Genomic DNA, 22,649 nt, shown 5'->3' with positions numbered 1-22,649 from the left:
CCTTGTCCGCTTAACGGACATCCGTCCGCCAAATCGATTCTGACACACCCGGAGCGTACGCCAAAAGAGCTCTGCCCCTTGACACCTTCATCGGCGCTCGTAAAGTAACGGCGAACAGATGTGACCGTGTGGCGGACAATCGTTCGGAAGATCGGCCTGTGCCGCGTAACCCGGTCGGACGTGCGGTGAGGAGTTATCGATGAACGAGCGGACCGAGTTCGTACCCGGACGCCCCGTGGTGCTGCGGGGCGGAACGGTGCTGCCCATGGACGACAGGCGCCAGGTGCTCGCCCGCACCGACGTCCTCGTCGCCGGCGACCGGATCGCCGCGGTGGGGCCCGATCTACCGGTCCCGGAGGGCACGGTCGTGATCGACGCGACCGACGGCATCGTCATGCCCGGCATGATCGACACCCACCGGCACATGTGGCAGACCGCCATGCGCGGCTACGGCGCGGACTGGACCCTGACGCAGTACTTCGTCTGGTACTACCTGGAGCACGGGAAGCTGTTCCGCCCCGAGGACGTGCACGCGGGCAACGTGCTCGCCGCGATCGAGGCCATCGACGCCGGCGTCACCACCGTCGTCGACTGGTCGCACGGCCTGCGGACCGTCGACCACGCCGACGCCGCCGCCGACGCGCTTCGGTCGGTGCCCGGCCGGTTCGTGCTCGCCTACGGCAACATCCAGCAGGCCCCCGCCGAGTGGACCGCCGCGCCGGAGTTCCGCGACTTCGTACGCCGACGGATCACCGGTGACGACATGCTCGGCTTCCAGATCGCGTTCGACGTCACCGGCGACCCGGCCTTCCCCGAGAAGCCCGCCTTCGAAGTCGCCCGCGAACTCGGAGTCCCGGTCACCACCCACGCCGGCGTGTGGGGCGCCACCGGCGACGACGGCATCCGGCTCATGTACGACAACGGCTACATGACCCCCGAGACCGTGTACGTGCACGCCGCCTCGCTCTCCGCGGACTCCTACCACCGCATCGCCGCCACCGGCGGCTCCATCTCGGTTTCCACCGAGAGCGAGCAGAGCGCAGGCCAGGGCTACCCGCCCACCTGGGCCATCCGCGCCCACGACATCCCGGTGTCGCTCTCGATGGACACCAGCGTCTGGTGGAGCGGCGACCTGTTCTCCGCCATGCGCACCACGCTCGGCGCCGACCGCTCCCGCGAGCACATGGAAGCACACGCCAACGGCGGCACCGTCACGCACTGCGCCCTTCGCGCCGACCAGGTCGTCGACTGGGCCACCCGCGGCGGGGCACGCGCCCTCGGCCGCGACCACGAGCTCGGCAGCCTCGAGGTCGGCAAGAAGGCCGACATCGTCCTCATCAAGAACGAGCACTCGCCCGTCTCCTTCCCGCTGCTCAACCCCTTCGGCCACGTCGCGTTCCAGGCCCAGCGCGGGGACGTGCACACCGTCCTCGTCAACGGTCGCGTGGTGAAGCACGAGCACCGCCTGGTCGGCGTCGACCTCGCCGCGTCCCGGCGCCAGGTCGAGCAGACCGTCGAATACCTACGGTCGACGATGGGGGAGGAGGAGTGGCAGAAGGGGATGAACCCCGACATCCCCGAGACGACCATCCTCGACAACCCCTACACCTACACCGACTACCACAGCGCCTCGACGCACAGCCGCTGAGCGCGACCCATCAACACCTGCAACAGAAGCGCCGGCTGTCAACGGAGGTCGAACAAGTGACCGTCACGGACCACTACCCTGTCGTCGTCGTGGGCGGAGGCCCGGTCGGGCTCACCGCCTCGATCCTGCTCAGCCGGCTCGGCGTGCGGCACGCCGTATTCGAGCGCCACCAGGGCACCTCGGTGCACCCGAAGGCGGTGGGGCTCAACCAGCGCACGATCGAGATCCTGCGCGCCGCGGGGCTCGCCGACGACATCGACGCGGCCGCCGCGCCGCCGCACACGGTGAGCCGGACCGCCTGGTACACCTCGTTCGCCGGCCCCACACCGCTGCACGGCCGGCAGATCGCCGTGCGGGACGCGTGGGGCGGTGGCGTCTACGCCGAGGAGTACGCCCAGGCCAGCCCGTCGCACTACACGATGCTCCCGCAGATCAGGCTGGAGCCGATCCTGCGGCGCCACGCCGAGTCCTCGCCCCTGGCCGACGTGGTCTTCGGCGCCACCGTGACCACCGTGAAACAGGGCCCGGACGACGTGACGGTGTCCGTCACCGACGCCGACGGGCACACCCGGCAGGTGCGCGCGGAGTATCTGGTGGCCGCGGACGGGGGCCGCACCGTCGCCGACCGGCTCGGCGTCGCCATGGCCGGGCCGACGAACCTCATCGACATGGTCAGCGCGCACTTCAGCGCCGACCTCAGCCCGTACCTGCCCGATGACGGCTGCCTGATCAACTGGTTCGTGAACCCGGACTTCGGCGGGTCCATCGGCAGCGGCTACCTCTACCACCTTGGGCCGTGGACGCCGGAAGGCGTGTCCAAAGAGTGGGTGTTCGCCTGCGCGTTCCTCCCCGACGATCCGGAGCGGTTCGACGAGGAGGCCATGTGCGGGCGTATCAACCGCTCGCTCGGCCTGCCCGACCTGGAGGTGTCACTGCACTCCATCAGCCACTGGTACCTCCAGGCGGTGGTGGCAGAGCGATTCCGCGAGGACCGCTGCTTCCTGGTCGGCGACGCCGCGCACCGGATCCCGCCGTGGGGCGCGCTCGGGCTCAACACCGGCATTCAGGACGTGCACAACCTGGCCTGGAAGCTCGCCGCGGCGTTGAGCCCGCCGTACCTGGCCGGGCTGCTGGACAGCTACGAGCTGGAGCGGCGCCCGGTGGCGCTCGCGGTCGCCGAGACCTCGCTGTACAACTTCCAGAGCCACGGCGGGGTCGTCGACGTCGCACTCGGCCTCTCGCCCACCACACCGCCCGCCGAGGGATGGGCCGCGCTGGAGACGCTGTGGTCGGACGGCCCCGAGGGTGACGCCAAGCGGGCGACCATTCAGGAGACGATGCGGCTGCTCGACAAGGAGTTCCACGCCCACGGCGCGGAGAACGGGTTCTCCTACCGGGCCGGTGCGCTGGTCGCCGAGGGCGGGGGGGCCTCAGTGCCGGAGGACATGCTCGTGTACCGGCCGACGTCCGCGCCCGGCCACCATGTCCCGCACACCTGGCTGGCCACGCCGGACGGCCTGGCGTCGACCCTCGACCTGGTGGCGCCAGGCAGGTTCGCCCTGGTCGTCGACGAGCAGGCCGACGCCTGGCGCCAGGCGCTCAGCGGCGTCGTCCACCCCCTGGCCGGGCTGGTCGACCTGATCGAGGTGGGCAGCGGACCCGGCACCGGGAGGGCGCGTCACGACACCGAGGGACGGTGGGCGGAACTGCGCGAGGTCGGCGGCGACGGCGCACTTCTGATACGGCCGGACACGATCGTCGCCTGGCGCAGCACAGGTCTCCCCGCCGACCCCCGGGCCGCCCTGCAGTTCGCACTGGACACGATCGTCGCCCCCGCGGACGCGGCGACGCCCCTCCCATCCTCACAAGCAGCCGCCGGATAAGCCCGGTCAGGTTGCGAGCACCCGGACGCGGGCCGGCGCCGCGCCATCGATGCCGATGTTGTCCGCTATTACCTCGCTTATCGGGTCGACCACCTGTCTGTTACGAGAGATTCGGGTCAGCCGGAGCAAGAATTCGCCGGCTTGCGGGCGGGTACACGGCCCAGCAGGCCACGGACCCGCCACCGTCCACTTCGCCGTGTGCGGGGGCCTCCTCCCGGCAGTGGTCCATGGCGAGCGGGCAGCGGGGGTGGAAGCGGCATCCCGACGGCGGACGCCCGGGGTCGGGGACCTCGCCGGTGAGAGCCGTCGGCTTGCGCCCGGTGCCGTCGGGGACGGGTACGGCGCGCAGCAGCGACCGCGTGTAGGGGTGGCGGGGCGCGTACCACACCCGTTCCGTGGGGCCTTCCTCGACGATCTCGCCGAGGTACATGACCACCACCCGGTCGCACAGCGCTCCCACCACCGCGAGATCATGGGAGATCAGCACGAGCGTGACGCCGTCTTCACGGGCGATCTCCCTGAGCAGGGCGGCCACCTGCGCCTGGGCCGAGGCGTCCAGGGCGGAGACCGGCTCGTCGGCGACGATCAGGGACGGCCGGGTGGCCAGCGCCCGGGCGATGGCGATGCGCTGGCGCTGGCCTCCGGAGAACTCGTGGGGGTAGCGGTCCGCCGCGGCGGCGGGCAGCCCCACCCGCTCCAGCAGCTCGCCGACCGGCCGATGCCCGGTGGTGCCCTTGCCGGTCGCCCGGATGACGTCGGCGAGCTGCGCCGAGATCCGGCGGCGGGGGTTGAGCGAGGCGTACGGGTCCTGGAAGATCATCTGAAGGGGCAGCAGCCGGGCGGACCGCCGCCGGCGGCGCAGCGGCTCGACCGGCCGGCCGGAGAAGAGGATCTCTCCCGAGGCCAGAGGGGCGAGCCCGGTCATGGCCCGCGCGAGGGTGGACTTACCGCAGCCGCTCTCGCCGACGACGCCGACCATCTCGCCCTCGGCCACCTGGAGCGAGACCCTGGCCAGGGCCCGCACCGCCGGGCGGTCCTTGCGGGTGTACTCCACGACCGCGTCACGCACCTGGAGCAGCGGAGCCGCGGGGCTGGTTGTCATGACGGCCTCCAGGGATCGACGTGGCAGGCGAGACGGTGGCAGGCCGAGGACGGGCCGGTCAGGGGCAGCAGCTCGGGGCGGCGCTCCTGGCACGCCGGGGCGGCGTGCGCGCACCGGGGATGGAAGGCGCAGCCGGCGGGCAGCGAACCGGCCGTGGGCGGCACGCCGGGAATGGGCACGAAGCCGCGGCCCGTCGCCTTGCCGCCGGCCGGGCGGGTCTCCATGGAGAAGTGGGGCAGGGCTTCCAGCAGGCCGCGCGTGTAGGGGTGGCGCGCGGCGCCAAGCACCTGGGCGGCGTGGCCGCTCTCCACGATGCGGCCGCCGTAGAAGACGGCGATCTCGTCGGCGAGCGCAGAGATGACGCCGAGGTCGTGGGTGACCAGGAGAATGCTCATCCCGGTGTCGTGACGCAACTCGTCCAGCAGGTCGATGATGCCGGCCTGTACGGTCACGTCCAGAGCGGTGGTCGGCTCGTCGGCGATCAGCACCCGAGGCTCGGCGGCCAGCGCGACCGCGATCGCCACCCGCTGGCGCATGCCGCCGGAGAACTGGTGCGGGTACAGCCGCAGCGCCCCCCGCGGGTCGGGCAGCCTGACCAGGCCCAGCAGTTCGGCCGACCGCGCGGCCGCGGCCGTGCGGGACAGTCCCAGGTGGCGGCGCATGTGGTCGGTGAGCTGGCGGCCCACGGTGAGCATCGGATGCAGGCTGGACGACGGGTCCTGGAACACCATGGCGATCTGGCCACCGCGCACCGCCGCCCAGCCAGGCTCGGACAGGGCGGTCAGCTCCCGGCCGTCCAGCCGGATCGAGCCGGTCACCGTGGCACCGGCCGGCGGCAGCCCGACGAGCGTCATGCCGGTCATGGTCTTGCCGCTGCCGCTCTCGCCCGCGATGCCGAGGATCCGGCCGGGCGCCACGGCGAGGCTCACTTCGTCCACCACGGTGGCCGGGCCGCTCGCCGTGCGCAGCCTCACCGACAGGTCGGTGACGGTCAGCAGGTCCTGGGCGGGTGATGGGGTGGTCATGCGTGTTCACCTGCCTGGCGTAGTTTGGGGTCCAGCCGGTCGCGCAGCGCGTCCCCGATGATGTTGAACGCGAGCACCACGGTCACGATGGCCAGGCCGGGGAAGACCGCCAGCCACCACTGGTCGAAGTACTGCAGCGACTCGGAGACCTGCGCGCCCCACTCCGGCTCCGGCGGGCGGGCGCCGAGCCCGAGAAAGGACAGCCCGGACAGGAGCAGGATGGCCGCGCCGACGTCGAGCATGCCGAGCACCAGCACCGGGCCCGCCACGGACGGCAGCAGGTCCACGAACATGGACCGTACGGAGCCGACCCCGGCCAGCCGGTTGGCCAGCACGAACTCCGACTCGCGCAGGCCCAGCACGACGCTGCGCACGGTCCTGGCGTACGCGGGCCACCACACCAGCACGCCGGCGAGGACCGCGTTGGTGAGCGAGGGCCCCAGTGAGGCCGCCACGGCCATGGCGAGGATGATCACGGGGAAGGCGAACACGACGTCGGCGACGCGCATCAGGACCTCGTCCACCCAGCCGCCGAAGAAGCCGGCGAGCAGTCCGACCACGGTGCCGACCACGGCGGTGGCGGCGACGAGCACCAGGCCCAGCGGCACCGACAGCCTGGCGCCGTACAGGACCCGGCTGAACACGTCGCGTCCTGCGGCGTCGGTGCCGAACCAGTACTGCGCGGATGGACCGGACAGCGGCGCGGCGTCCTGGGTGAGCGGGTCGTGCGGCGCGAGCAGCGGAGCCGCGACGATCACCACCAGCCAGGCCAGCAGTACGGCCACGGCGACGACTTCGGCGCCGCGGGTGCGGATCGGCAGGCGGGGCCGCCGGGCGACGGCGGCGCCCGTATCGGTGAGAGTGGGGGTCATCGGAGCCGGATCCTCGGATCGAACAGGGCGTAGAGCAGGTCGGCCGCGAGATTGATCAACACGAAGACGAGCGCGATGACGATGCTCACCCCCATCACCGCGGACAGATCGAGATTGGTGGAGCTGCGGTAGGCGTACTGGCCGATGCCACCCCAGGAGAACTGCTGCTCCACGTAGACGGTGGCGGCGAGCATGAACCCGAACGACAACGTGGTCGCGGTGACCAGCGGGCCGAACGCGAAACGGACGGCGTAGCCCCACAGCACGTCCCGCTCACGCAGCCCCTTGGCCCTGGCCGCCTTGACGAAGTCGGTGCCGAGTGCCTCCAGCACCGCGGTGCGGGTGAACCTGAGCACCATGCCGACGACCGAGATGGCCAGCACCGCCGAGGGCAGCACCAGGTGGCTCACCGCGGAGCCGAAGGCATGCCAGTCGCCGGCGAGCAGGCTGTCGACGGTGAGGAAGCCGGTCACCTGAGGCGGCTTGACCAGCGCCGGGTCCAGCCGGCCGCTGCCGGGCAGCAGGCGCAGCCCGCGGAAGAACACCACCGACGCCACCAGCGCGATCCAGAAGATCGGCAGGCTGACCCCGGTCAGCGAGGAAAGCCGGGCGATCCGATCGAACCAGCCGCCGCGCCGCCGGGCGGCGGCCACCCCGCACAGCACGCCCACCAGCAGGGCCACCAGGGTGGCGCTCAGCACCAGCTCCAGGGTGGCGGGCGCGAACTGGAGCAGGTCTTGACTGACCGGCCGCAGGGTCTGCTGCGACTGGCCGAAGTCGCCCCGCAGCAGGTTGCCCAGGTAGGTGAGGTACTGCAGGGGCAGGGGCCGGTCCAGGCCGTAGTGCTCCCGGAACCGCTGCACGGTCTCGGGGTCCGACAGCGCCCGCTGGCCCAGGTTGGCGGTCGCGGGGTCGGCCGGCACGACCGTGGTGAGCAGGAAGGCCACCAACGTGACGCCGAGCAGGATAAGGGCCGAGGATCCCAGCCGGCGCAGCACGTACCGCGGGAATGGACGGCGCCACCAGGCGGGCCGGCCGGTCGGGTCCGGCCCGGCCGGCGCGAGCACGCCGGCCGGGTCCTTCCGGCGTTCCACCACCGTCACGACTGCTTCTTCCCGACGGCGCCGAGATCGATGCCGGTGATGGGGTTGCGCGCCACATCCGTCACCCGCGTGGACGACAACGTCACCGTGGTCGGCACGAGCAGCGGCAGGAACGGGCCGCCGTCGTTGAGGGCGCGCTGCCATGCCTGGTAGGCGGCGGCGCGGGCGTCGCCCTTGGCCGTCGGCGCCGACTCGGTCAGCTTCGCGGCCTCGGGCGAGTCCTTCTCACTCCAGTGGACCCGATTGGCCAGGAAGCCACCGGGGCCGAAGGCGACCAGGTTGGCGGGGTCGGTGAAGTCGGGCGGGTAGGACCACAGCGCCAGCTCGGTCTGGCCGTCGACGTACCGCTGCAGCGACGTGGCGGTGGGCGCCGGGTTCAGCGTCACCTCGATGCCGATCTTTTTCAGGTCGCTCTGGATGCGCTGGGCGATGGTGGCGTAGTCCAGCCCGGCCAGGCGGTGGTAGTCGCTTGCGTAGTCCAGGGTGACCTTCGGCGCGGTGACGCCGGACCGGGCCACCAACTCCTTGGCCCGCTCCGGGTCGTACTTCGGGGCCTCGGCGGCGTCGAGCGCGCCGACGAAGGTGTAGGGCACGAGGCCCGCCGCCTGCACGGTTCCGGGGCCGGCCACCTGGAGCAGGCCCTGGTAGTCGATGCCGGCCCGGATCGCGGCCAGGATCTTCGGATCGGCGGTGGCGGACGCCTTCGCCTGGCTCGCCGCGAGGTACAGCACCTCCGGCGCCTGGTCGCTGGTGACGGTGAAGGCGCTCTGGTCCACGCCCTGCGCCTGCCGTCCCGACAGGTCGAGCGCGATCTGGCTCTCGCCGCCCTCGACGTTCAGCAACTGCTGCTGCGGTGCCGTCACGTTGCGGATCACCACGCGCTGCCAGGCCGGCTTGGTCCCCCAGTACTTCGGGTTGGCCGTGAGCGTGATCTGGGAGGTGTTGCTGTAGCCCTCCAGGACGTACGGCCCGCTGCCCGCGGATGCGGTGTTGAGGTACCGCTCGGCGGTGTCGCTCTTGTCGGCGCTCTCGGCGTCGGTGGCCCCCTGCGCCTTGACCTGGTCCGCGTTGACCACGCCGAAGTTGGGCGCGGTGAGCAGGCTGGGCAGCTCGGGCACGGCCCGCTCCGCCTTGATCACGACGGTCCGGTCGTCCTTGGCGGTGACGGTCAGTCCGTCCATCAGGAACGCCGGGCTGGCCTTGACGTTCTTCAGCCGGTTGTAGGAGAAGACGACGTCGGCCGCGGTGACCGGGGAGCCGTCGGAGAACACCGCGTCCTTGCGTAGCCGGAAGGTGTAGGTGGTGGCGTCGTCGGATGCCTCGTAGCGCTCGGCGAGGCCGGGCACCGGCTCCTTGAGGTCGTTGCCCTTGAACTTCAGCAGCGTGTCGTACAGGGCCGATTCGGCGTAGAAGTCGGTCGGCTGGAACATCCGCGCCGGGTCGAGGCTCTTGGCGTTGAAGGCGGTGTCCACGACCAGGGTGTCGCCGCCGGGCGCGGCCGCGGGCCGCTGGTCGGCGCACGCGGCCAGACCACCGGCGAAAAGCAGGACGAGAGTGGAGGAGACGAGCCGGCGGTGGGCCGGGAATCGGTGGGGTGACATGGCTCTCCCAAGGGAGCAGGGGGTGGATCTGGGAAGTGGTCCCTCCCGGGGCGCGGGCGGGTCAGCTCGTGAGGTCGATCACCTCCCGGTACAGCCGCAGCCAGTTGCCGCCGCAGAGCGCCTCCGTCTCCTCGGCCGAGAAGCCGGCGGCGCGCAGCGCGCCGGGGATGGCGGCGAAGTCGGCGGAGGTGGTGAACCACTCGGGGTCCTCGACCATGCCAGGTCGATCGGGTGAGCCCGCGCCGTACTCGGGCCCGTGGGTCCACCGGCCGCGCCGCATCCAGTCCAGGTCGGTCATGGTCATGAACCGGCCCAGGTCGCTGCCCACGCCGACGTGCCGTACCCCGATGCGCTCGGCGGTGCGGGCCACGAGCTCGCACCACTTGTCCAGGGTGTCGGCGTACGGCCCGGCGATGTTCGGGTACATCGACAGGCCCAGTACCCCGTCGTGCTCGGCGAGCGCGTCCAGCACCTCGGGCCGCTTGTTGCGCGCGTGGTCGAACAGCTCGCGCGGGTTGGCGTGGTTGATCGCCACTGGCCGCTGCGAGGCGAGGATGGCGTCGTAGGAGGTGCGGTCGCCGACGTGGGACAGGTCGACGACCATGCCCACCCGGTTCATCTCGGCGATCACGTTGCGGCCGAACCGGGTCAGGCCACTGTCCTCGGGCTCGTAGCAGCTGGAGCCGAGAGCGTTCTGGATGTTGTAGGTGAGCTGCATGACCCGCAGCCCCATGTCGTGGAAGAGCTCCACGAAGTCGATCCGGTCCTCGATGGGAGAGGAGTTCTGCGTGCCGAGCAGGACCGCGGTCCTGCCGCTCGCGTCAGCGGCCTCGATGTCCGCGGTGGTGCGGGCGATCGTCACCAGATCGGCGTTCTCACGCGCCAGGTGACGCCAGCGCCCGATCGCGGCCATGGTCTCGGAGGCGTTCTCCCACACGGCGATGGTGTTGGTGACGCAACCCAGGCCGCCGGCGCGCAGTTCCTCGAACGCCTGCCGGTTGAAGTGCCCGCACTGCAGGCCGTCGATGCGCATCAGGTCCTCCCTGGTCCCGCGAAGTCGATGTCGTCGGTCAGATCCGGCTCGATATCGCCGGTGTCGCTGACGGGCGTGGCGCCCGCGTGCTTGAGGGAGGTCACCGATTCCTCCGACAGCGCCCGCGCGGAGGAGTGGAACAGCCGCCACCACAGCTCGGAGGGCACAGTCATGCCCTCGATCACGGCCCGGGCCATGGGGGCCGAGCCGGTGACCGGCAGCAGCCGGCGTAGCCGCTCGTCGTCCGGACGCGGCGCGCTGCCGCGTTCGGTGGTGATCGTCACGCTCCCGCCGCCGGTGACCGTGAGTCTGACCCCGTGGGCCCCGGCCTGGGGTTCCAGCGCGGCCAGCAGGTCGGGCGCTTCGACGTCCCGCGCCCGCACGGTGACCGGGGCGGGAGTGGCCAGCGCCAGATCGAACAGGCCCGGCGCCACCACGTAGGAGGACTGACCGGCGCAGTCGGCGACCAGCACCGTGCCCTCCGCGGCAGGGACCGGCACCGTACGCAGGGCGCCGTGCAGCTCGCGGTCCCGCTCCGACAGCCCGGACTCCAGGACCTCCAGCGCGGGCAGCCCGGCCGCCTGCGCCAGGATCACGAAGTCGCGGACGGCCGGGACGGCGCCCGGCGCCAGGCCGTCGGCCTGCAGGAGCCGCTCGACGACCAGGCGGGTCTCTCTGATGGACAGGGTGATGGACAGGGAGGTCGTCACCGGGCCCCCTCCTCGGCACGGGCGGGCTCGCCCTCCAGCGGGATCGGCGGCCAGAACCAGATCTCGTCCTCCGGCGGTGCGGCCAGGTCCTCCCGGGTGGGCGCCCCCTGGAAGATCACTCCGCGCAGGTCGCGCAGCATGAAGTCCTTGGTACGGTCCAGCCCGTACAGGGCCGCGTTGCCCAGCCGGATCAGGTGCGCCGGGACGAACCCGGCGTGCCGGAGGTCGACGTGCGGGGTGTGGTAGCGGAAGCGGCTGAGCGTCTGGACCCGCTCGACCGTGCCGCGATGCTGCGGGGCGGCGGCCAGGAACCTGCCGACCGGCAGCGCCGGGTCGGCCGCGGCGAGCGCGCCGTCGAGGGCGCGCACCGTCCCGGGGACGTCCACGGTCAGATCGACCGTGCCGGGCGGCACCTCCCCGGCGGGGCCGCACCGCGGCTCCTCGGCGCTGCGCGACTTGTACCAGACGTGGCGCCGCTTGCCCGCGGAGTTCGAATCCATCTCCAGCGCCCAGGCGTACTCCGTGGCCAGGAGCTCGCGCAGGCGGCCGATCGGCATGGCGGGCTCGCGCCGTGTGGACTCGTTCACCACGAGCCGGGCGACCGACCCATCGGCGTAGCCCGGGTCCAGCTCCAGCAGGATCGCGTGCAGCACCTCGCGGGTCTCGGCCGAAAGGTCGCCCGCCGGATCGCCCACGGCCTCGGCAACGGTCGGCGGGGTGGTCGTCTCGCCCAGGCGCAGGACGACCTTGTGCCGCAGGGCGGCCAGCTCGTCCGCGATGACGCCGGCAGGGACGAAGGAGGTGTACTCGTTGGCGTCCTCCGCCAGGAACGTCACGGCCCGATCCAACAGGCGGATCAGCAGCCGGACACGCTCGCCGTCCGGCTCCAGGACCAGGGACCAGGCGTGCGCCAGCGCCCGCTCGCGCAGCTCGATCCAGCGTCCGACCAGCTGCGGGTGGTTGCCCACCCACAGCACCAGGCCCAGGGCCGAGCTGTTGCCCACGCCCAGGAAGCGCTTGATCCGGCGGTCCAGGGGCACGGCGTGCGGTGAGCGCAGCGCCGCCAGCCTCTCGGCGAGGTCGAAGCTGAACTCCCGCATCAGATAGGCCGAGAGCATCTGGGCGTGGTACGGCACCCGGAGCGGATGGTCCTCACCGTAGGCGAGGAAGGTGCGGGTGCCGAAGGTTCCGTTGCCGTCCAGGCCGACGTTGCGCATCAGGTACCCGACCCGCGCCAGTGCGGCGACGTCGGGCTGGCGCCCGGCGGCCAGCTCCGTCACCACGTGCTCGAAGACCCGCATGCTGCGGTTGGAGCGGCACCAGGTCAGCGTGTCGGGGGTGGCGCGGCCGTGGTAGAGCAGGGGCAGCTCCCTGTGCGTCCACTCGATCGTCCCCGCGTCGGCGGCGCCGTCGATCAGCGCGCCCATCATGTCCCACGACTGGTCGAAGATGCGCTGGGTGCGCTCCTGGGCCGATGGCGTGAAGGCGAAGGCGACGAAATCGAGCGTGTGCCCGGCGGCATGGACGCGGTAGACCGCGTCCCCGGCGCCGCGTTCGTCCACGTCGAATACCAGCCGCTCTACCCGCCAGCCCTGATCGATCATGCTGTTGATCAGCGAGCGGCTCGCCGAGAGCCGGTTGGGCTGCATCGCGGACAGGGCCTCGGCGGTCATGATCTCCTCTGGCGCCCGTGGTTCCGGGGACACGAGAGTGGAGGGCAATTCAGCGTCCTTCCTGGGAGGGCGGCACGAACGACGTGCCGCTCACGATGGCGTTGACCCGGGCGGCGCACGCGAGCAGCGGCTCCACCGCCGCGTCGAGATCGAAGCGCGACACCGGGCCGACGAGGGATACGGCCGCGATCACATGGCCCGCCGGATCGAACACCGGGGCCGCGATGGCGACGGTCTCGTCCTGGTAGCCCGCGATCGAGTGGGCGTAGCCCGCCTCACGGATCGCGGCCAGATCCTCGTCGGGTGGGAGCTCCACGCCGAGGCCGGCCAGCCGCTCCAGCACGACCGGTGACTCGAAGGCGGTCAGCACGCGCCCGGACGCCGACTTCGACATCGGCATCCTGGTCTCGACCCGGGTGTCGACCCGCAGCGAGCGGTCCACGTCGATGCGGTGGATGATCCTGGCGGCGTCTCCGTCCAGGACCGCCAGCGACACGGGCTCGCGCAGCGCGGCGGCCAGCTCCTCCATCGCGGCCGAGGCCCGCTGGTCCAGCCCGGCCTGCCGTAGCGCCGCCGCCGACAGCCGGGCCACGCGCAGGCTCAGCCGGTAGGTGCCATCCTCGCTCTGCTCCACCCAGTTGCCGGCCACGAGGGTGACGAGCTGCCGATGCACGTAACCTCGGCTGCCGCCGAGCCGCCGGGCGAGCTCGGAGACTCCCACACCGGTGTCGCAGTCGGCCAGCGCCGCGAGCACTTCGAGGGTCTTGAGCGATGAGGTGAGTATCTGCGTGGCCATGTCCGTCCTCTATAAGAAGACAAGGTCTCCTATTCGGTGACATGCAATGTGGCAGGCGACATCGGGACACGTCAATAGGGCTGCGTGAACTGGAGGTGAAGGGCGGAGCGAAGCCCGCTCTGGGGGACCGGCGAGAGCCCGGTCACGACATCGCACGGAGCGCCTGACCAGATAACCGACAAAGCGCACTATAGGCGGCAAATCCGGCGCCGTCACGATTCAGGGAGCGACGAGACCGCAAACCGCGCCGGCTCACCTCGGTTCCGCACACTGCTGGCCGGCAGTCTCACCCTCGACGGACTCCGCGCCGGCGGCCGTCTGACGGGGACCAAGGGCGCCGCGATCGAGGCGGCGTGGACGGACGTGCTGCGCTGGCGCGACCTGAGCCGGATGCGGCGCGACGTCCCCATAGCATGGCAGGCCACCGGCCAGGCGAGCCCCGCCCTCCCCAAGCCCGCGGACGTGATCGAAAAGCTGGGGCTGTGGTGACCATGCCCGGATCCGTCTTAGCCGTCATCGCCCACCCCGACTGCCACACGTGCCTTCTCGGTTGGGTGGGTCGACGGGCCCCACCGCTGTGCCGGTGCTCATGTGTACACTCGTCACTTCATGGTCTATAGTCTCGACCAAAAGTCCATTAGGTGGTCGATGTAGTTGAAGGCGAGACTTCGGTGATGTCCCTCCACCCGGTAGCTGCGAACCTTCTTAAAGAGGCGGCCCAGAGTGGTCGACCCAACTCCCACCTGCTGCCGATCGAGGAAGCGAGATCCAATTTTGAGGCGACGTTCGCGGCGCTGCCGGTCGAGGACGTCGCCGCCACGGAAGATCTGGTGGTGCCCGGCACGCGGCACGAGATCCCGGTCCGGGTCTACCGGCCGGACGTGGCGAGAGCAATCGCGCCTCTCGTCGTATACCTGCACGGTGGCGGGTGGCAGATGGGTAGCCTCGACTCCCACGATGGCATCTGCCGCGCCATCGCCAACCGGACCGGGTTCGTGATTCTTGGCGTGGAGTACCGGCGGCCGCCAGAGCACCCCTTCCCGGCCGCGCCTGACGATTGCTACGCCGCCTTCGTGTGGGCCGTGGAGAACGCCGAGCAGCTGGGCATCGACCCCGCGCGGGTGGCACTGGCGGGCGACAGCGCGGGCGGCAACCTCGCCGCCGCGGTGGCACTGCGGGCCCGGGACCAGGACGGGCCGGCGCCGGCAGGCCAGGTGCTTTTCTATCCGGCCACGACCTTCGACCTCGAGCTCGGGTTCGACCTGGAGTTCGAGGGGCTGATGCTGTTCCGGGACGAGGTTCAGTGGCACAAGGACGCCTACTTCACGAGCCCGGACGACGCGCTGTCGCCGCAGGCCTCCCCGCTGGGTGCCGACCTGGCCGGCCTGCCGCCGACCCTGGTGATCACGGCCGAGTACGACCCGATCCGGCCGCAGGGCGAGCTGTTCGCCGAGAAGCTCGCCGAGGCGGGCGTCCCGATCCAGCATCGGCGCTACCCCGGCATGGTCCACGGCTTCGTCCAGTTCCCCACGTTGTTCGACGAGGCGAACGAGGCGGTCGACCAGGCCGCCGAGTTCCTGCGCGAGCGGCTCGCTGATGGCTGACCACGCGGGCCGCACAGCCTTGGTGACCGGCGCCGGCGGCGGGATGGGGCTGGCGGTGGCCCAGCACCTGGCCGGCCGGGGCGCGCAGGTCGTCGCCGTGGATTTGAAGACCGAGCCGGCGGGGCTGCCGACCGGGGTGACGTACCTGCGCGGCGACGTGACCGACCCCGGGCTGGCGCCCGCGGCGGTGAAGGCCGCGACCGAACTCTCGAGCGAGGGTCGGCTCGACTACCTCGTCAACGCCGCCGGCGTGGCCTGGTTCGACGAACCCGGGCTGCCCACGCCGCAGTACGTCGACGGCTCGATCGCCGACATCGAGCCCCACGTGTGGAAGCGGGTGCTGGAGATCAACCTTACCGGCGCGATGCTCTTCGCCCGCGCCGCGCTGCAGGTGATGGTGCCGGCCCGGTTCGGCGTCATGGCCCACATCGCCAGCATCGCCGGGCTGCGCCGGGCGGACGGTGCGCTGGACGCCTACCAAGTCTCCAAGGCCGGCCTCATCAGCCTCTCGAGGGCGATCGCGGCTGAGCAAGGACGCCACGGCGTCCGCTCCAACACCGTGTGCCCCGGCGCGATCCTGACGCCCATGATCAGCGGGATCTACGAGGCGGACCCGTCCCGAAAAGCGTCGATGGCGCGGCGGGTACCGCTCCAGCGCGTCGGCACCACCGACGACGTGTGCGGGGCCGTCGACTATCTCCTGTCTGACGACTCCTCATTCGTGACCGGCATCGACCTCGTCGTGGACGGCGGCTGGCTCACGACCATGGGCTGAGCCTCAGCGCTTCAGCCAGGACTCGATCGTGTGCCGCGTCTCGTTGATGTGGGCCGCCATGGTGGCCGCCGCCAGGTCGGCGTCCTTGGTGCGGATCGCCTCAAGGATGCCGGCGTGGTGGTCATTGGCGTTGTCCTCGATGTGGCCGAAGATCGCGCCGACCGGCAGCCACATCGCGCTGCGCGCCAGCTCGACGGAGCGGACCAGCTGCTCGTTCCCGGTTGTCCGCGCGATCCCGAGGTGGAACGCCGAGTCGAGGAGCTGGAAGTCGGTGATCTGCGCGGTCGACGGTGAGTCCCGGGCCGCGTCGATGGTCTCGCTCATCCGGCGCACCAGGTCCCTGAGTCGAGGGATGTCGGTCGCCTTGCGGCGCTCGGCCGCCAGTCGGGCCGCCCCGGTTTCGACGACGACGCGGTAGTCGAAGGCATCGCGGACCGCCACCTTGTTCCGCTTGAACTCGCGCTTGGTCTCGGCGGCGTCGTACGTCGGCTCAAGGACCAGGAACCCGCCCCCGCGGCCGCGCCGGACCGCGAGCCGGCCCTCGCGCTCCAGGACGGCCACGGCGGTGCGCACCGTTGTGCGGGAGACGTCGAGCATCTCCGCCAGCTCACGCTCGGCCGGCAGCCGGTCCCCGGGACGGAACTGGCCCAGGTCCATCGACCGCCGGATCTGGTCCAGCACCAGCTCGTGCGCGGCTATCTGCCTGATCGGCCCGAGGCTGTTGTTCTCGGTCACGGCACCTCCCTCAGACAAGGCTAACCGAACCCGGCCCTCGCAGCGGAACGACAGCACCAAAAAGGCCTAAAGGCCTAAAGGCATTGTTTTTAGACCTTAAATCCTCTAGCCTCATCGTTCATGAGGCGAACCATGGGTGCTGAGGAGGACCTCCATGCGCTACCCGCTCACCGTTGGTGACTTCCTGTATCGCGCCGAGCAGGTGTTCCCGGCCCGTACGGGGGTCGTCGACGAGCCGTGCGCCGAGCACTCGTGGGGGCCGCTCACTTACGGGGAGTTCGCCGGCCGCACCCGGTCGCTCGCCGCTGCTCTCGACGAGCTCGAGGTCCCCGTGGGCGGGCGAGTCGCGATCGTGTCGCAGAACTCCAGCCGCATGCTCGCCTCCTTCTACGGGGTGAGCGGCTACGGCCGCATTCTCGTGCCGATCAACTTCCGCCTGGGGCGAGCCGAGATCGAGTACATCGTCCAGCACAGCGGGGCGGACGTCCTGCTGGCAGACCCCACGCTCCGCGACGTTGTGAAGGACCTGCCCGCGCGGCACACCTTCCTGTTCGGGGAGGACGACCGGCTCTGGGACCGCCGGACAGCGCCCGCGTCCTGGGAGCCGGACGAGGACGCGACGGCGACGATCAACTACACCTCCGGCACGACCGCTCGCCCCAAGGGCGTCGAGCTGACGCACCGCAACCTGTGGCTCAACGCCACCGTCTTCGGGTGGCACCTCAAGGTCGACGAGGACGACGTTTACCTGCACACGCTGCCGATGTTCCACGCCAACGGGTGGGGGATGCCCTACGCGCTCACCGGCATGGGCGGAACGCACGTGGTCCTGCGCCGAATCGACGGAGCCGAGATCCTGCGCCGGGTCGAGCAGCACGGCGTCACGGTGATGTGCGCCGCCCCGTCCGTGCTCGCCTCCGTCCTCGAGGCGGCCGGGTCGTGGTCGGGCGAGATCCCGGGCCGGGACCGGGTCCGGGTCGTCGTCGCGGGCGCGCCGCCGCCCACCCGGCTGATCGAGCGGATCCGCGACGAGCTGGGCTGGGAGTTCATCCAGATCTACGGCCTGACCGAGACCTCGCCGTTCCTGACCATGTCGCGGATGCGGCGCGAGTGGCGCGACCTCCCGGGCGTCGACCAGGCCCGGCTCCTGGGGCGCGCGGGGGCGCCGGGCATCGGGGTCCGGATCTCGGTCGCCCCGGACGGGGAGGTACTGGCCGCCAGCAACCACAACCTCGACGGCTATTGGCGCAACCCGGAGGCGACCGCTTCCGCCCAGGAAGGCGGCGTGTTCCGCACCGGCGACGGCGGCCGCATCGAGGACGGGTACCTGTCCATTCTCGACCGCAAGAAGGATGTCATCATCTCGGGCGGTGAGAACGTCTCGTCCATCGAGGTGGAGGACGTCCTCGCCGGCCATCCCGCCGTCCGGGAGGTCGCGGTGATCGGCATCCCCGACGAGAAGTGGGGCGAGCTGGTCACGGCGCTGGTCGTGACCTCCGAGACGGTGACCCCGGACGAGCTCATCTCCTACTGCCGCGAGCGGCTGGCCGGCTACAAGTGCCCGAAGCGGATCGAGTTCCGCGACGAGCTGGCTCGCACGGCGACCGGGAAGCTCCAGAAGTTCAAGCTCCGCCAGACCTTCTGGGGCACTAGGGAGCGCCAGGTCAACTAGCGGTCCCCACCCCACGTACTTCCCGACGGGACGGGTCCGAACCTGTTCGGACCCGTCCGCTCGGGTTCTCGGCGTGCGCCCAACAGCGTACCCAACGACCGATAACACACCGAGAGGTGGAGAGGTGAATCGTAAAGTCATCGTCACCGGAGGCGCCGGCGTGATCGGGCGGGCCATCTGCCGGCGCCTGGTCGAGGGCGGGTTCGACCCCGTGGCCGCCGACCTGAAGGACGCGGTCGAGGCCGTCGACCTGACCGACGCCTCGCTCGTCGGCGTGGACACGGTGGTCATGGACGTCTCCGACCGCGGCAGCATCGAGAACGCCGTCGCGACGGTCCTTGAGCCGGGTGAGCGGCTGGCCGGTCTCGTGAACTGCGCCGGGGTCCTGCGGGACTCCTTCCTGGGCGAGATCGACGAGGCGAAGCTCGAGCTGATGTTTCAGGTGAACATCGCCGGCATGGCGCGGGTCACCGACGTCTGCGCACCTCGCCTGGCCGACGGCACCGCCATCGTGAACGTGGGCAGCCTGACCGGCCACTTCGGCCGATTCACCGGTGCCTCCGTGTACGGCGCCACGAAGGCCGGCATCGCGGCCTACACGCGCTACCTGGCCGACGAGCTCGCGCCGCGGGGGATCCGCGTGAACAACGTCGCCCCGGGCGTGATCCGGGCCCCGATGAGCCCGTCGATGGCCCGTGTCTCGGGCGGCGAGGAGGTCGCAGCCTCGTACGCGATGCTCAAGCGGATCGGGGAGCCGCGCGAGGTTGCCGAGGTGGTCGAGTTCATGCTCTCGGACCGGGCGTCGTTCATCACCGCCCAGACGCTCCTGGTGGACGGCGGGGTCGTCGCATGGTGACCCCGCCCGACGTCATGTGTCCCCTCGACATCGATGCGGCGAATGCCGAGGCCTTCGAGCGGCTCACCACGGCCGACCCTTGGGTGGTCGACGTCGACATCGCCCGCGACGTCATTTCCGGGTACGCGGACAACCTGGTCCTCACCTCAGGGGCCCCGATGCCCTGGTCCGAGTACGTCGGCGGGCAGCGCGAGGCGCTGATCGGGGGCGCGCTCTTCGAGGGGCTCGCCGCGACGCGCGCGGAGGCGATCGCCGGGTTCGAAAGCGGCGAGATCGTCGTCGGCGCCTGCCACGACTACGGCGCGGTCGGGTCCCTGGCCGGCATCTACACCGCGTCCATGCCGGTGTTCGTCGTGGAGAACCGCACGCACGGGAACGTTGGCTTCTGCAACTTCTACGAGGGTAAGGAGCCGCGCCGGCTCAACTACGGCTGCTACGACCAGGGCGTCCACGACCGGCTGGTGCACGTCAATGAGGTGCTCGCGCCGGTGGTGGGGGAGGCGATCCGCCGGCGGGGCGGCGTCGCGCTCAAGCCGCTCATCGCCCGGGCCCTGCGGATGGGCGACGAGGTCCACAGCCGCAACGCGGCGGCGTCGGTGCTGTTCAGCCGGGAGATCCTGCCCTCTGTCTTGGACATGGTCGCCGAGGACGTGCCGAGCGTGCGCGAGACGATGCTCCACCTCGCCGAGAACGACTACTTCTTCCTCCGCCTGTCCATGGCCGCGGCGAAGGCGAGCGCGGACGCGATGGCGGGCGTCGCCGGCTCGACCCTGGTTTCGGCCATGGCGTTCAGCTGCAAGGGCTTCGCGATCAAGGTCGCCGGGACGGGGGATCAGTGGTTCGAGGGGCCGCCGCCGATCCACCAGGGCAAGCTCTTCGCCGGTCACACCGAGGACGAGATCACCTGGATGGGCGGCGAGTCGCCGATCACCGAGACCGTCGGTCTCGGTGGCTTCGCCCAGGCCTGCGCCCTGTCCCTGCAGGCATACCAGGGCGGGTCTCCCGAAGTGATGATCGAGCGCAACCGCGAGATGTACCAGATCACCCACGGGGAGAACCCCGATTACCGGATCCCGCTCTTCGGGTTCCGCGGTACGCCGACCGCCGTCGACGTGCGGAAGGTGCTCGAGACCGGCGTGCTGCCCGTCATGGACGTCGGTCTCGCCGGCCGCGACGGCGGCCAGATCGGTGCCGGAGTGATCCGCGCGCCCCGCGAGTGCTTCGAGAAAGCGGCCGCCGCGCACGCGCAGGCCTGACATTCCGATAATGGTCTAGAGATCGGACCATACGACCACTTAGGACGGATCGAGGTCCCCTTGAATGCTCCTGAAGGCAAGCAGTCGCCCGCGAACGGCGCCCATGACGTCGCCATCATCGGCGCCGGCTTCAGCGGGATCGCCGCCGCCATCGCCCTGATCAAGCAGGGCGTCGACGACTTCGTCATGTTCGAACGGTCCGAGGAGATCGGCGGCACCTGGTGGGTCAACCGCTACCCGGGCGCCGAGGTCGACCTCGAGTCGCACATCTACTCGTTCTCCTTCGAGCCCTACGACTGGACCCGCACGCACGCGGAGTGGCACGAGCTGCTCGGCTACCTCCAGCACGTCGCACGCAAGTGGCGGCTGTACGAGCGCACCCTGCTCGGCGCGAGCGTTGCCACCGTCCGCTGGTCGGAGTCCACCCGGACCTACTCCATCGAGACGGCCGATGGCGAGACGCATGGGCCGTTCAAGGCGGTGATCTCGGCGGTGGGGTTCCTCAACACCCCGCTGATCCCGCCGTTCATGCGCGGTGAGACCCCCTTCCACGGCGACATCTGCCACACCTCGACCTGGCGGGAGGAGCTGTCCCTGGAGGGCAAGACGGTCGGCGTCCTCGGGACCGGTTCGTCGGCGGTACAGATCGTGACCGAGGCCGAGCGCCAGGGCAAGGCGGTCAAGGTCTTCCAGATCGAGCCGAACTGGCTGCTGCCGAAGGACGCGCGGGACTTCAGCCCGCGGGAACGGCGGTGGAACCGGTTCAAGCCGGTACACTACTGGCGCCGCTACCGCCTCTACCTCGACTACGACCTCCGGCAGTACCACGCGAGCCACGCCCGCACCGGCGGCCGGGTCAACCAGAAGCGCCAGAAGATGGTCGAAGCCTACCTCGAGCAGGAGATGTCGTCGCGACCGGAGCTGATGAAGCTGCTGCGGCCGGCGTTCTCGGTCGAGGCCCGGCGCACGGTCGTGAGCGACACCTACTACCGCGCCCTCCGGAGCCCCAAGGTCGAGCTGGTTCCCTGTGCCGTGGCCGACGTGACGCCCACGGGAGTGGTCGACGCCAAGGGGAAGAAGCACGACCTGGACATGATCGTCCTGGCGACCGGCTTCGACGCGGCGAACTTCCTCAGCACCTTCCGGGTCATCGGCGAGAAGGGCGTCGACCTGCGCGACCAGTGGAAGGAGGGTGCGGAAGCGCTCTACGGGCTGATGACGCCGAACTTCCCGAACTTTTTCATGATCTTCGGTCCGAACACCAGCGGCATCCCGCTGGTGACCTTCTACGAGGCCCAAGCGCGGTTCGCCGCGAAGCTGGCCAGGAAGCTCGTGCGCCGACAGGCCACTAAGATCTCCGTGCGCCGCTCCGTCCACGACCTGTACAACCGCCGCCTCCAGCGCCGCCTGGCCCAGACGGTGTGGGCCGAGGTGCCTAGCTACTTCCACGCTGACAGCGGCAAAATCATCAGCCAGTGGGCGTTCAGCCCCACGGCCTACTTGATCGGCACCCGGCTCGCGCGCTGGTTCGGGGTCAAAGCCTCGTGACCGGAGCGCTCGACGGCAAGGTCGTCGTGGTGACCGGGGCCGCCGGCGCCATCGGACGGGCCGCGGTCGCCGTCTTCAAGCGGGAGGGGGCCACCGTTGTCGGAGTCGACCTAGTCGAGGCCGACGACACAGGGGCGGACGACTTCGTCGCCTGCGACCTCACTGCCGAGGCCCAGGTGGCCGAGCTCTACGTCGGTGTGTCCCGTCGTCATGGGCGGATCGACGCTCTGTTCAACAACGCCGGCGTTGCGCTCGCCGAGGACGCATCGGTGCTGCGCGAGGAGCTCGAAACCTTCGAACGCACCCTGCGCGTCAACGTCAGTAGCGTGATGTTGTGCTGCAAGCACGGCATCCCGCACCTGGTGGCGGGTGGCGGCGGCGCGGTGGTCAACACGGCGTCGCTGGTCGCCAGCATGGGCTCCGCGGTGTCCCAGATCGCCTACACCGCCTCGAAGGGCGCCGTGGTGGCGATGTCGCGGGAGATGGCCGTCGAGCTGGCCCGCAAGAACGTCAGGGTCAACGTGCTGAGTCCCGGACCGGTCCAGTCGCCGATGCTGAGCGCACTTTTCTCCGAGGATGAGGTGGCACGGCGAATGGTCCACGTGCCCACGGGCCGGTTCGGCACCGCGGAGGAGATGGCCGAGGCGGCCCTCTACCTGCTCAGCGACGCCTCCAGCTACGTGACCGGTCATGAGTTGAGGGTCGACGGCGGCATCTCCGCAGCGTACGTGACCCCCGAGGACTGACCTCCCGCGGA

The 22,649-nt window shown here is 70.7% G+C and carries 19 protein-coding genes; 9 read left to right on the top strand and 10 right to left on the bottom strand.

Annotated elements, in window-relative coordinates; translation table 11 throughout:
• Nucleotides 1–199: 199 nt before the first annotated feature.
• Nucleotides 200–1,648 carry an amidohydrolase family protein gene (locus tag AB0H21_RS00700; RefSeq protein WP_358509472.1) on the top strand — a complete coding sequence of 483 codons (1,449 nt, stop codon included), beginning with the start codon at nucleotides 200–202 and terminating at the stop codon, nucleotides 1,646–1,648.
• Nucleotides 1,649–1,704: 56 nt separating this feature from the next.
• Nucleotides 1,705–3,531: an FAD-dependent monooxygenase gene (locus tag AB0H21_RS00695; protein ID WP_358509469.1), complete on the top strand. Its 1,827-nt coding sequence runs from the start codon at nucleotides 1,705–1,707 to the stop codon at nucleotides 3,529–3,531.
• Between the two features lie 100 nt (nucleotides 3,532–3,631).
• On the opposite strand, the gene AB0H21_RS00690 is transcribed toward AB0H21_RS00695, so the two are convergent.
• From AB0H21_RS00690 to AB0H21_RS00650, 9 genes are all read right to left on the bottom strand, one after another.
• Nucleotides 3,632–4,633: an ABC transporter ATP-binding protein gene (locus tag AB0H21_RS00690; RefSeq protein ID WP_358509466.1), complete on the bottom strand. Its 1,002-nt coding sequence runs from the start codon at nucleotides 4,631–4,633 to the stop codon at nucleotides 3,632–3,634.
• Nucleotides 4,630–5,658: an ABC transporter ATP-binding protein gene (locus AB0H21_RS00685; protein ID WP_358509463.1), complete on the bottom strand. Its 1,029-nt coding sequence runs from the start codon at nucleotides 5,656–5,658 to the stop codon at nucleotides 4,630–4,632. The genes AB0H21_RS00690 and AB0H21_RS00685 overlap by 4 nt, the downstream gene beginning before the upstream one ends.
• Nucleotides 5,655–6,530 carry an ABC transporter permease gene (locus tag AB0H21_RS00680; protein WP_358509460.1) on the bottom strand — a complete coding sequence of 292 codons (876 nt, stop codon included), beginning with the start codon at nucleotides 6,528–6,530 and terminating at the stop codon, nucleotides 5,655–5,657. Before AB0H21_RS00680 ends, AB0H21_RS00685 begins: the two co-directional genes overlap by 4 nt.
• The gene (locus AB0H21_RS00675) at nucleotides 6,527–7,633 is read right to left on the bottom strand and encodes an ABC transporter permease (protein ID WP_358509457.1); all 1,107 of its coding nucleotides are present in this window, start codon (nucleotides 7,631–7,633) and stop codon (nucleotides 6,527–6,529) included. The genes AB0H21_RS00680 and AB0H21_RS00675 overlap by 4 nt, the downstream gene beginning before the upstream one ends.
• Nucleotides 7,630–9,234, bottom strand: coding sequence for an ABC transporter substrate-binding protein (locus AB0H21_RS00670; protein ID WP_358509454.1), 1,605 nt, complete (start codon nucleotides 9,232–9,234; stop codon nucleotides 7,630–7,632). The genes AB0H21_RS00675 and AB0H21_RS00670 overlap by 4 nt, the downstream gene beginning before the upstream one ends.
• 61 nt (nucleotides 9,235–9,295) lie before the next feature.
• Nucleotides 9,296–10,267: a membrane dipeptidase gene (locus tag AB0H21_RS00665; protein ID WP_358509451.1), complete on the bottom strand. Its 972-nt coding sequence runs from the start codon at nucleotides 10,265–10,267 to the stop codon at nucleotides 9,296–9,298.
• Nucleotides 10,267–10,977: a hypothetical protein gene (locus AB0H21_RS00660; protein WP_358509448.1), complete on the bottom strand. Its 711-nt coding sequence runs from the start codon at nucleotides 10,975–10,977 to the stop codon at nucleotides 10,267–10,269. Before AB0H21_RS00660 ends, AB0H21_RS00665 begins: the two co-directional genes overlap by 1 nt.
• Nucleotides 10,974–12,650: a hypothetical protein gene (locus tag AB0H21_RS00655; protein WP_358509445.1), complete on the bottom strand. Its 1,677-nt coding sequence runs from the start codon at nucleotides 12,648–12,650 to the stop codon at nucleotides 10,974–10,976. The genes AB0H21_RS00660 and AB0H21_RS00655 overlap by 4 nt, the downstream gene beginning before the upstream one ends.
• Nucleotides 12,651–12,699: 49 nt before the next feature.
• The gene (locus tag AB0H21_RS00650) at nucleotides 12,700–13,446 is read right to left on the bottom strand and encodes an IclR family transcriptional regulator (protein WP_358509442.1); all 747 of its coding nucleotides are present in this window, start codon (nucleotides 13,444–13,446) and stop codon (nucleotides 12,700–12,702) included.
• A 674-nt stretch (nucleotides 13,447–14,120) separates the two neighbouring features.
• On the opposite strand from AB0H21_RS00650, the gene AB0H21_RS00645 reads away from it, so the two are divergent.
• Nucleotides 14,121–15,050: an alpha/beta hydrolase gene (locus tag AB0H21_RS00645; RefSeq protein WP_358509439.1), complete on the top strand. Its 930-nt coding sequence runs from the start codon at nucleotides 14,121–14,123 to the stop codon at nucleotides 15,048–15,050.
• On the top strand, nucleotides 15,043–15,825 hold the full coding sequence (locus AB0H21_RS00640) for an SDR family oxidoreductase (protein WP_358509436.1): 783 nt from the start codon (nucleotides 15,043–15,045) through the stop codon (nucleotides 15,823–15,825). Before AB0H21_RS00645 ends, AB0H21_RS00640 begins: the two co-directional genes overlap by 8 nt.
• Before the next feature lie 3 nt (nucleotides 15,826–15,828).
• On the opposite strand, the gene AB0H21_RS00635 is transcribed toward AB0H21_RS00640, so the two are convergent.
• Nucleotides 15,829–16,560 (bottom strand): FCD domain-containing protein, encoded by a 732-nt coding sequence (locus tag AB0H21_RS00635; RefSeq protein WP_358509433.1) that lies wholly within the window; start codon nucleotides 16,558–16,560, stop codon nucleotides 15,829–15,831.
• 154 nt (nucleotides 16,561–16,714) lie between these two features.
• Here AB0H21_RS00635 and AB0H21_RS00630 point away from each other — a divergent pair, with 154 nt between their 5' ends.
• From AB0H21_RS00630 to AB0H21_RS00610, 5 genes are all read left to right on the top strand, one after another.
• Nucleotides 16,715–18,232, top strand: a complete 1,518-nt coding sequence (locus AB0H21_RS00630; RefSeq protein ID WP_358509430.1) for an AMP-binding protein — start codon at nucleotides 16,715–16,717, stop codon at nucleotides 18,230–18,232.
• Between the two features lie 124 nt (nucleotides 18,233–18,356).
• Nucleotides 18,357–19,088 (top strand): SDR family oxidoreductase, encoded by a 732-nt coding sequence (locus AB0H21_RS00625; protein WP_358509427.1) that lies wholly within the window; start codon nucleotides 18,357–18,359, stop codon nucleotides 19,086–19,088.
• On the top strand, nucleotides 19,082–20,344 hold the full coding sequence (locus tag AB0H21_RS00620; RefSeq protein WP_358509424.1) for a DUF1116 domain-containing protein: 1,263 nt from the start codon (nucleotides 19,082–19,084) through the stop codon (nucleotides 20,342–20,344). Before AB0H21_RS00625 ends, AB0H21_RS00620 begins: the two co-directional genes overlap by 7 nt.
• Nucleotides 20,345–20,404: 60 nt before the next feature.
• Nucleotides 20,405–21,892 (top strand): NAD(P)/FAD-dependent oxidoreductase, encoded by a 1,488-nt coding sequence (locus AB0H21_RS00615; protein ID WP_358509422.1) that lies wholly within the window; start codon nucleotides 20,405–20,407, stop codon nucleotides 21,890–21,892.
• Nucleotides 21,889–22,638, top strand: coding sequence for an SDR family oxidoreductase (locus AB0H21_RS00610; protein ID WP_358509419.1), 750 nt, complete (start codon nucleotides 21,889–21,891; stop codon nucleotides 22,636–22,638). Before AB0H21_RS00615 ends, AB0H21_RS00610 begins: the two co-directional genes overlap by 4 nt.
• The last annotated feature ends 11 nt before the right edge of the window (nucleotides 22,639–22,649 follow it).

The organism is Sphaerisporangium sp. NPDC051011 (assembly GCF_040653595.1).
In the GTDB taxonomy this organism is placed as follows: Bacteria; Actinomycetota; Actinomycetes; order Streptosporangiales; family Streptosporangiaceae; genus Sphaerisporangium.
Note: the sequence above shows the minus strand (reverse complement) of the source record. Positions and strands in the feature narration are given on the sequence as shown.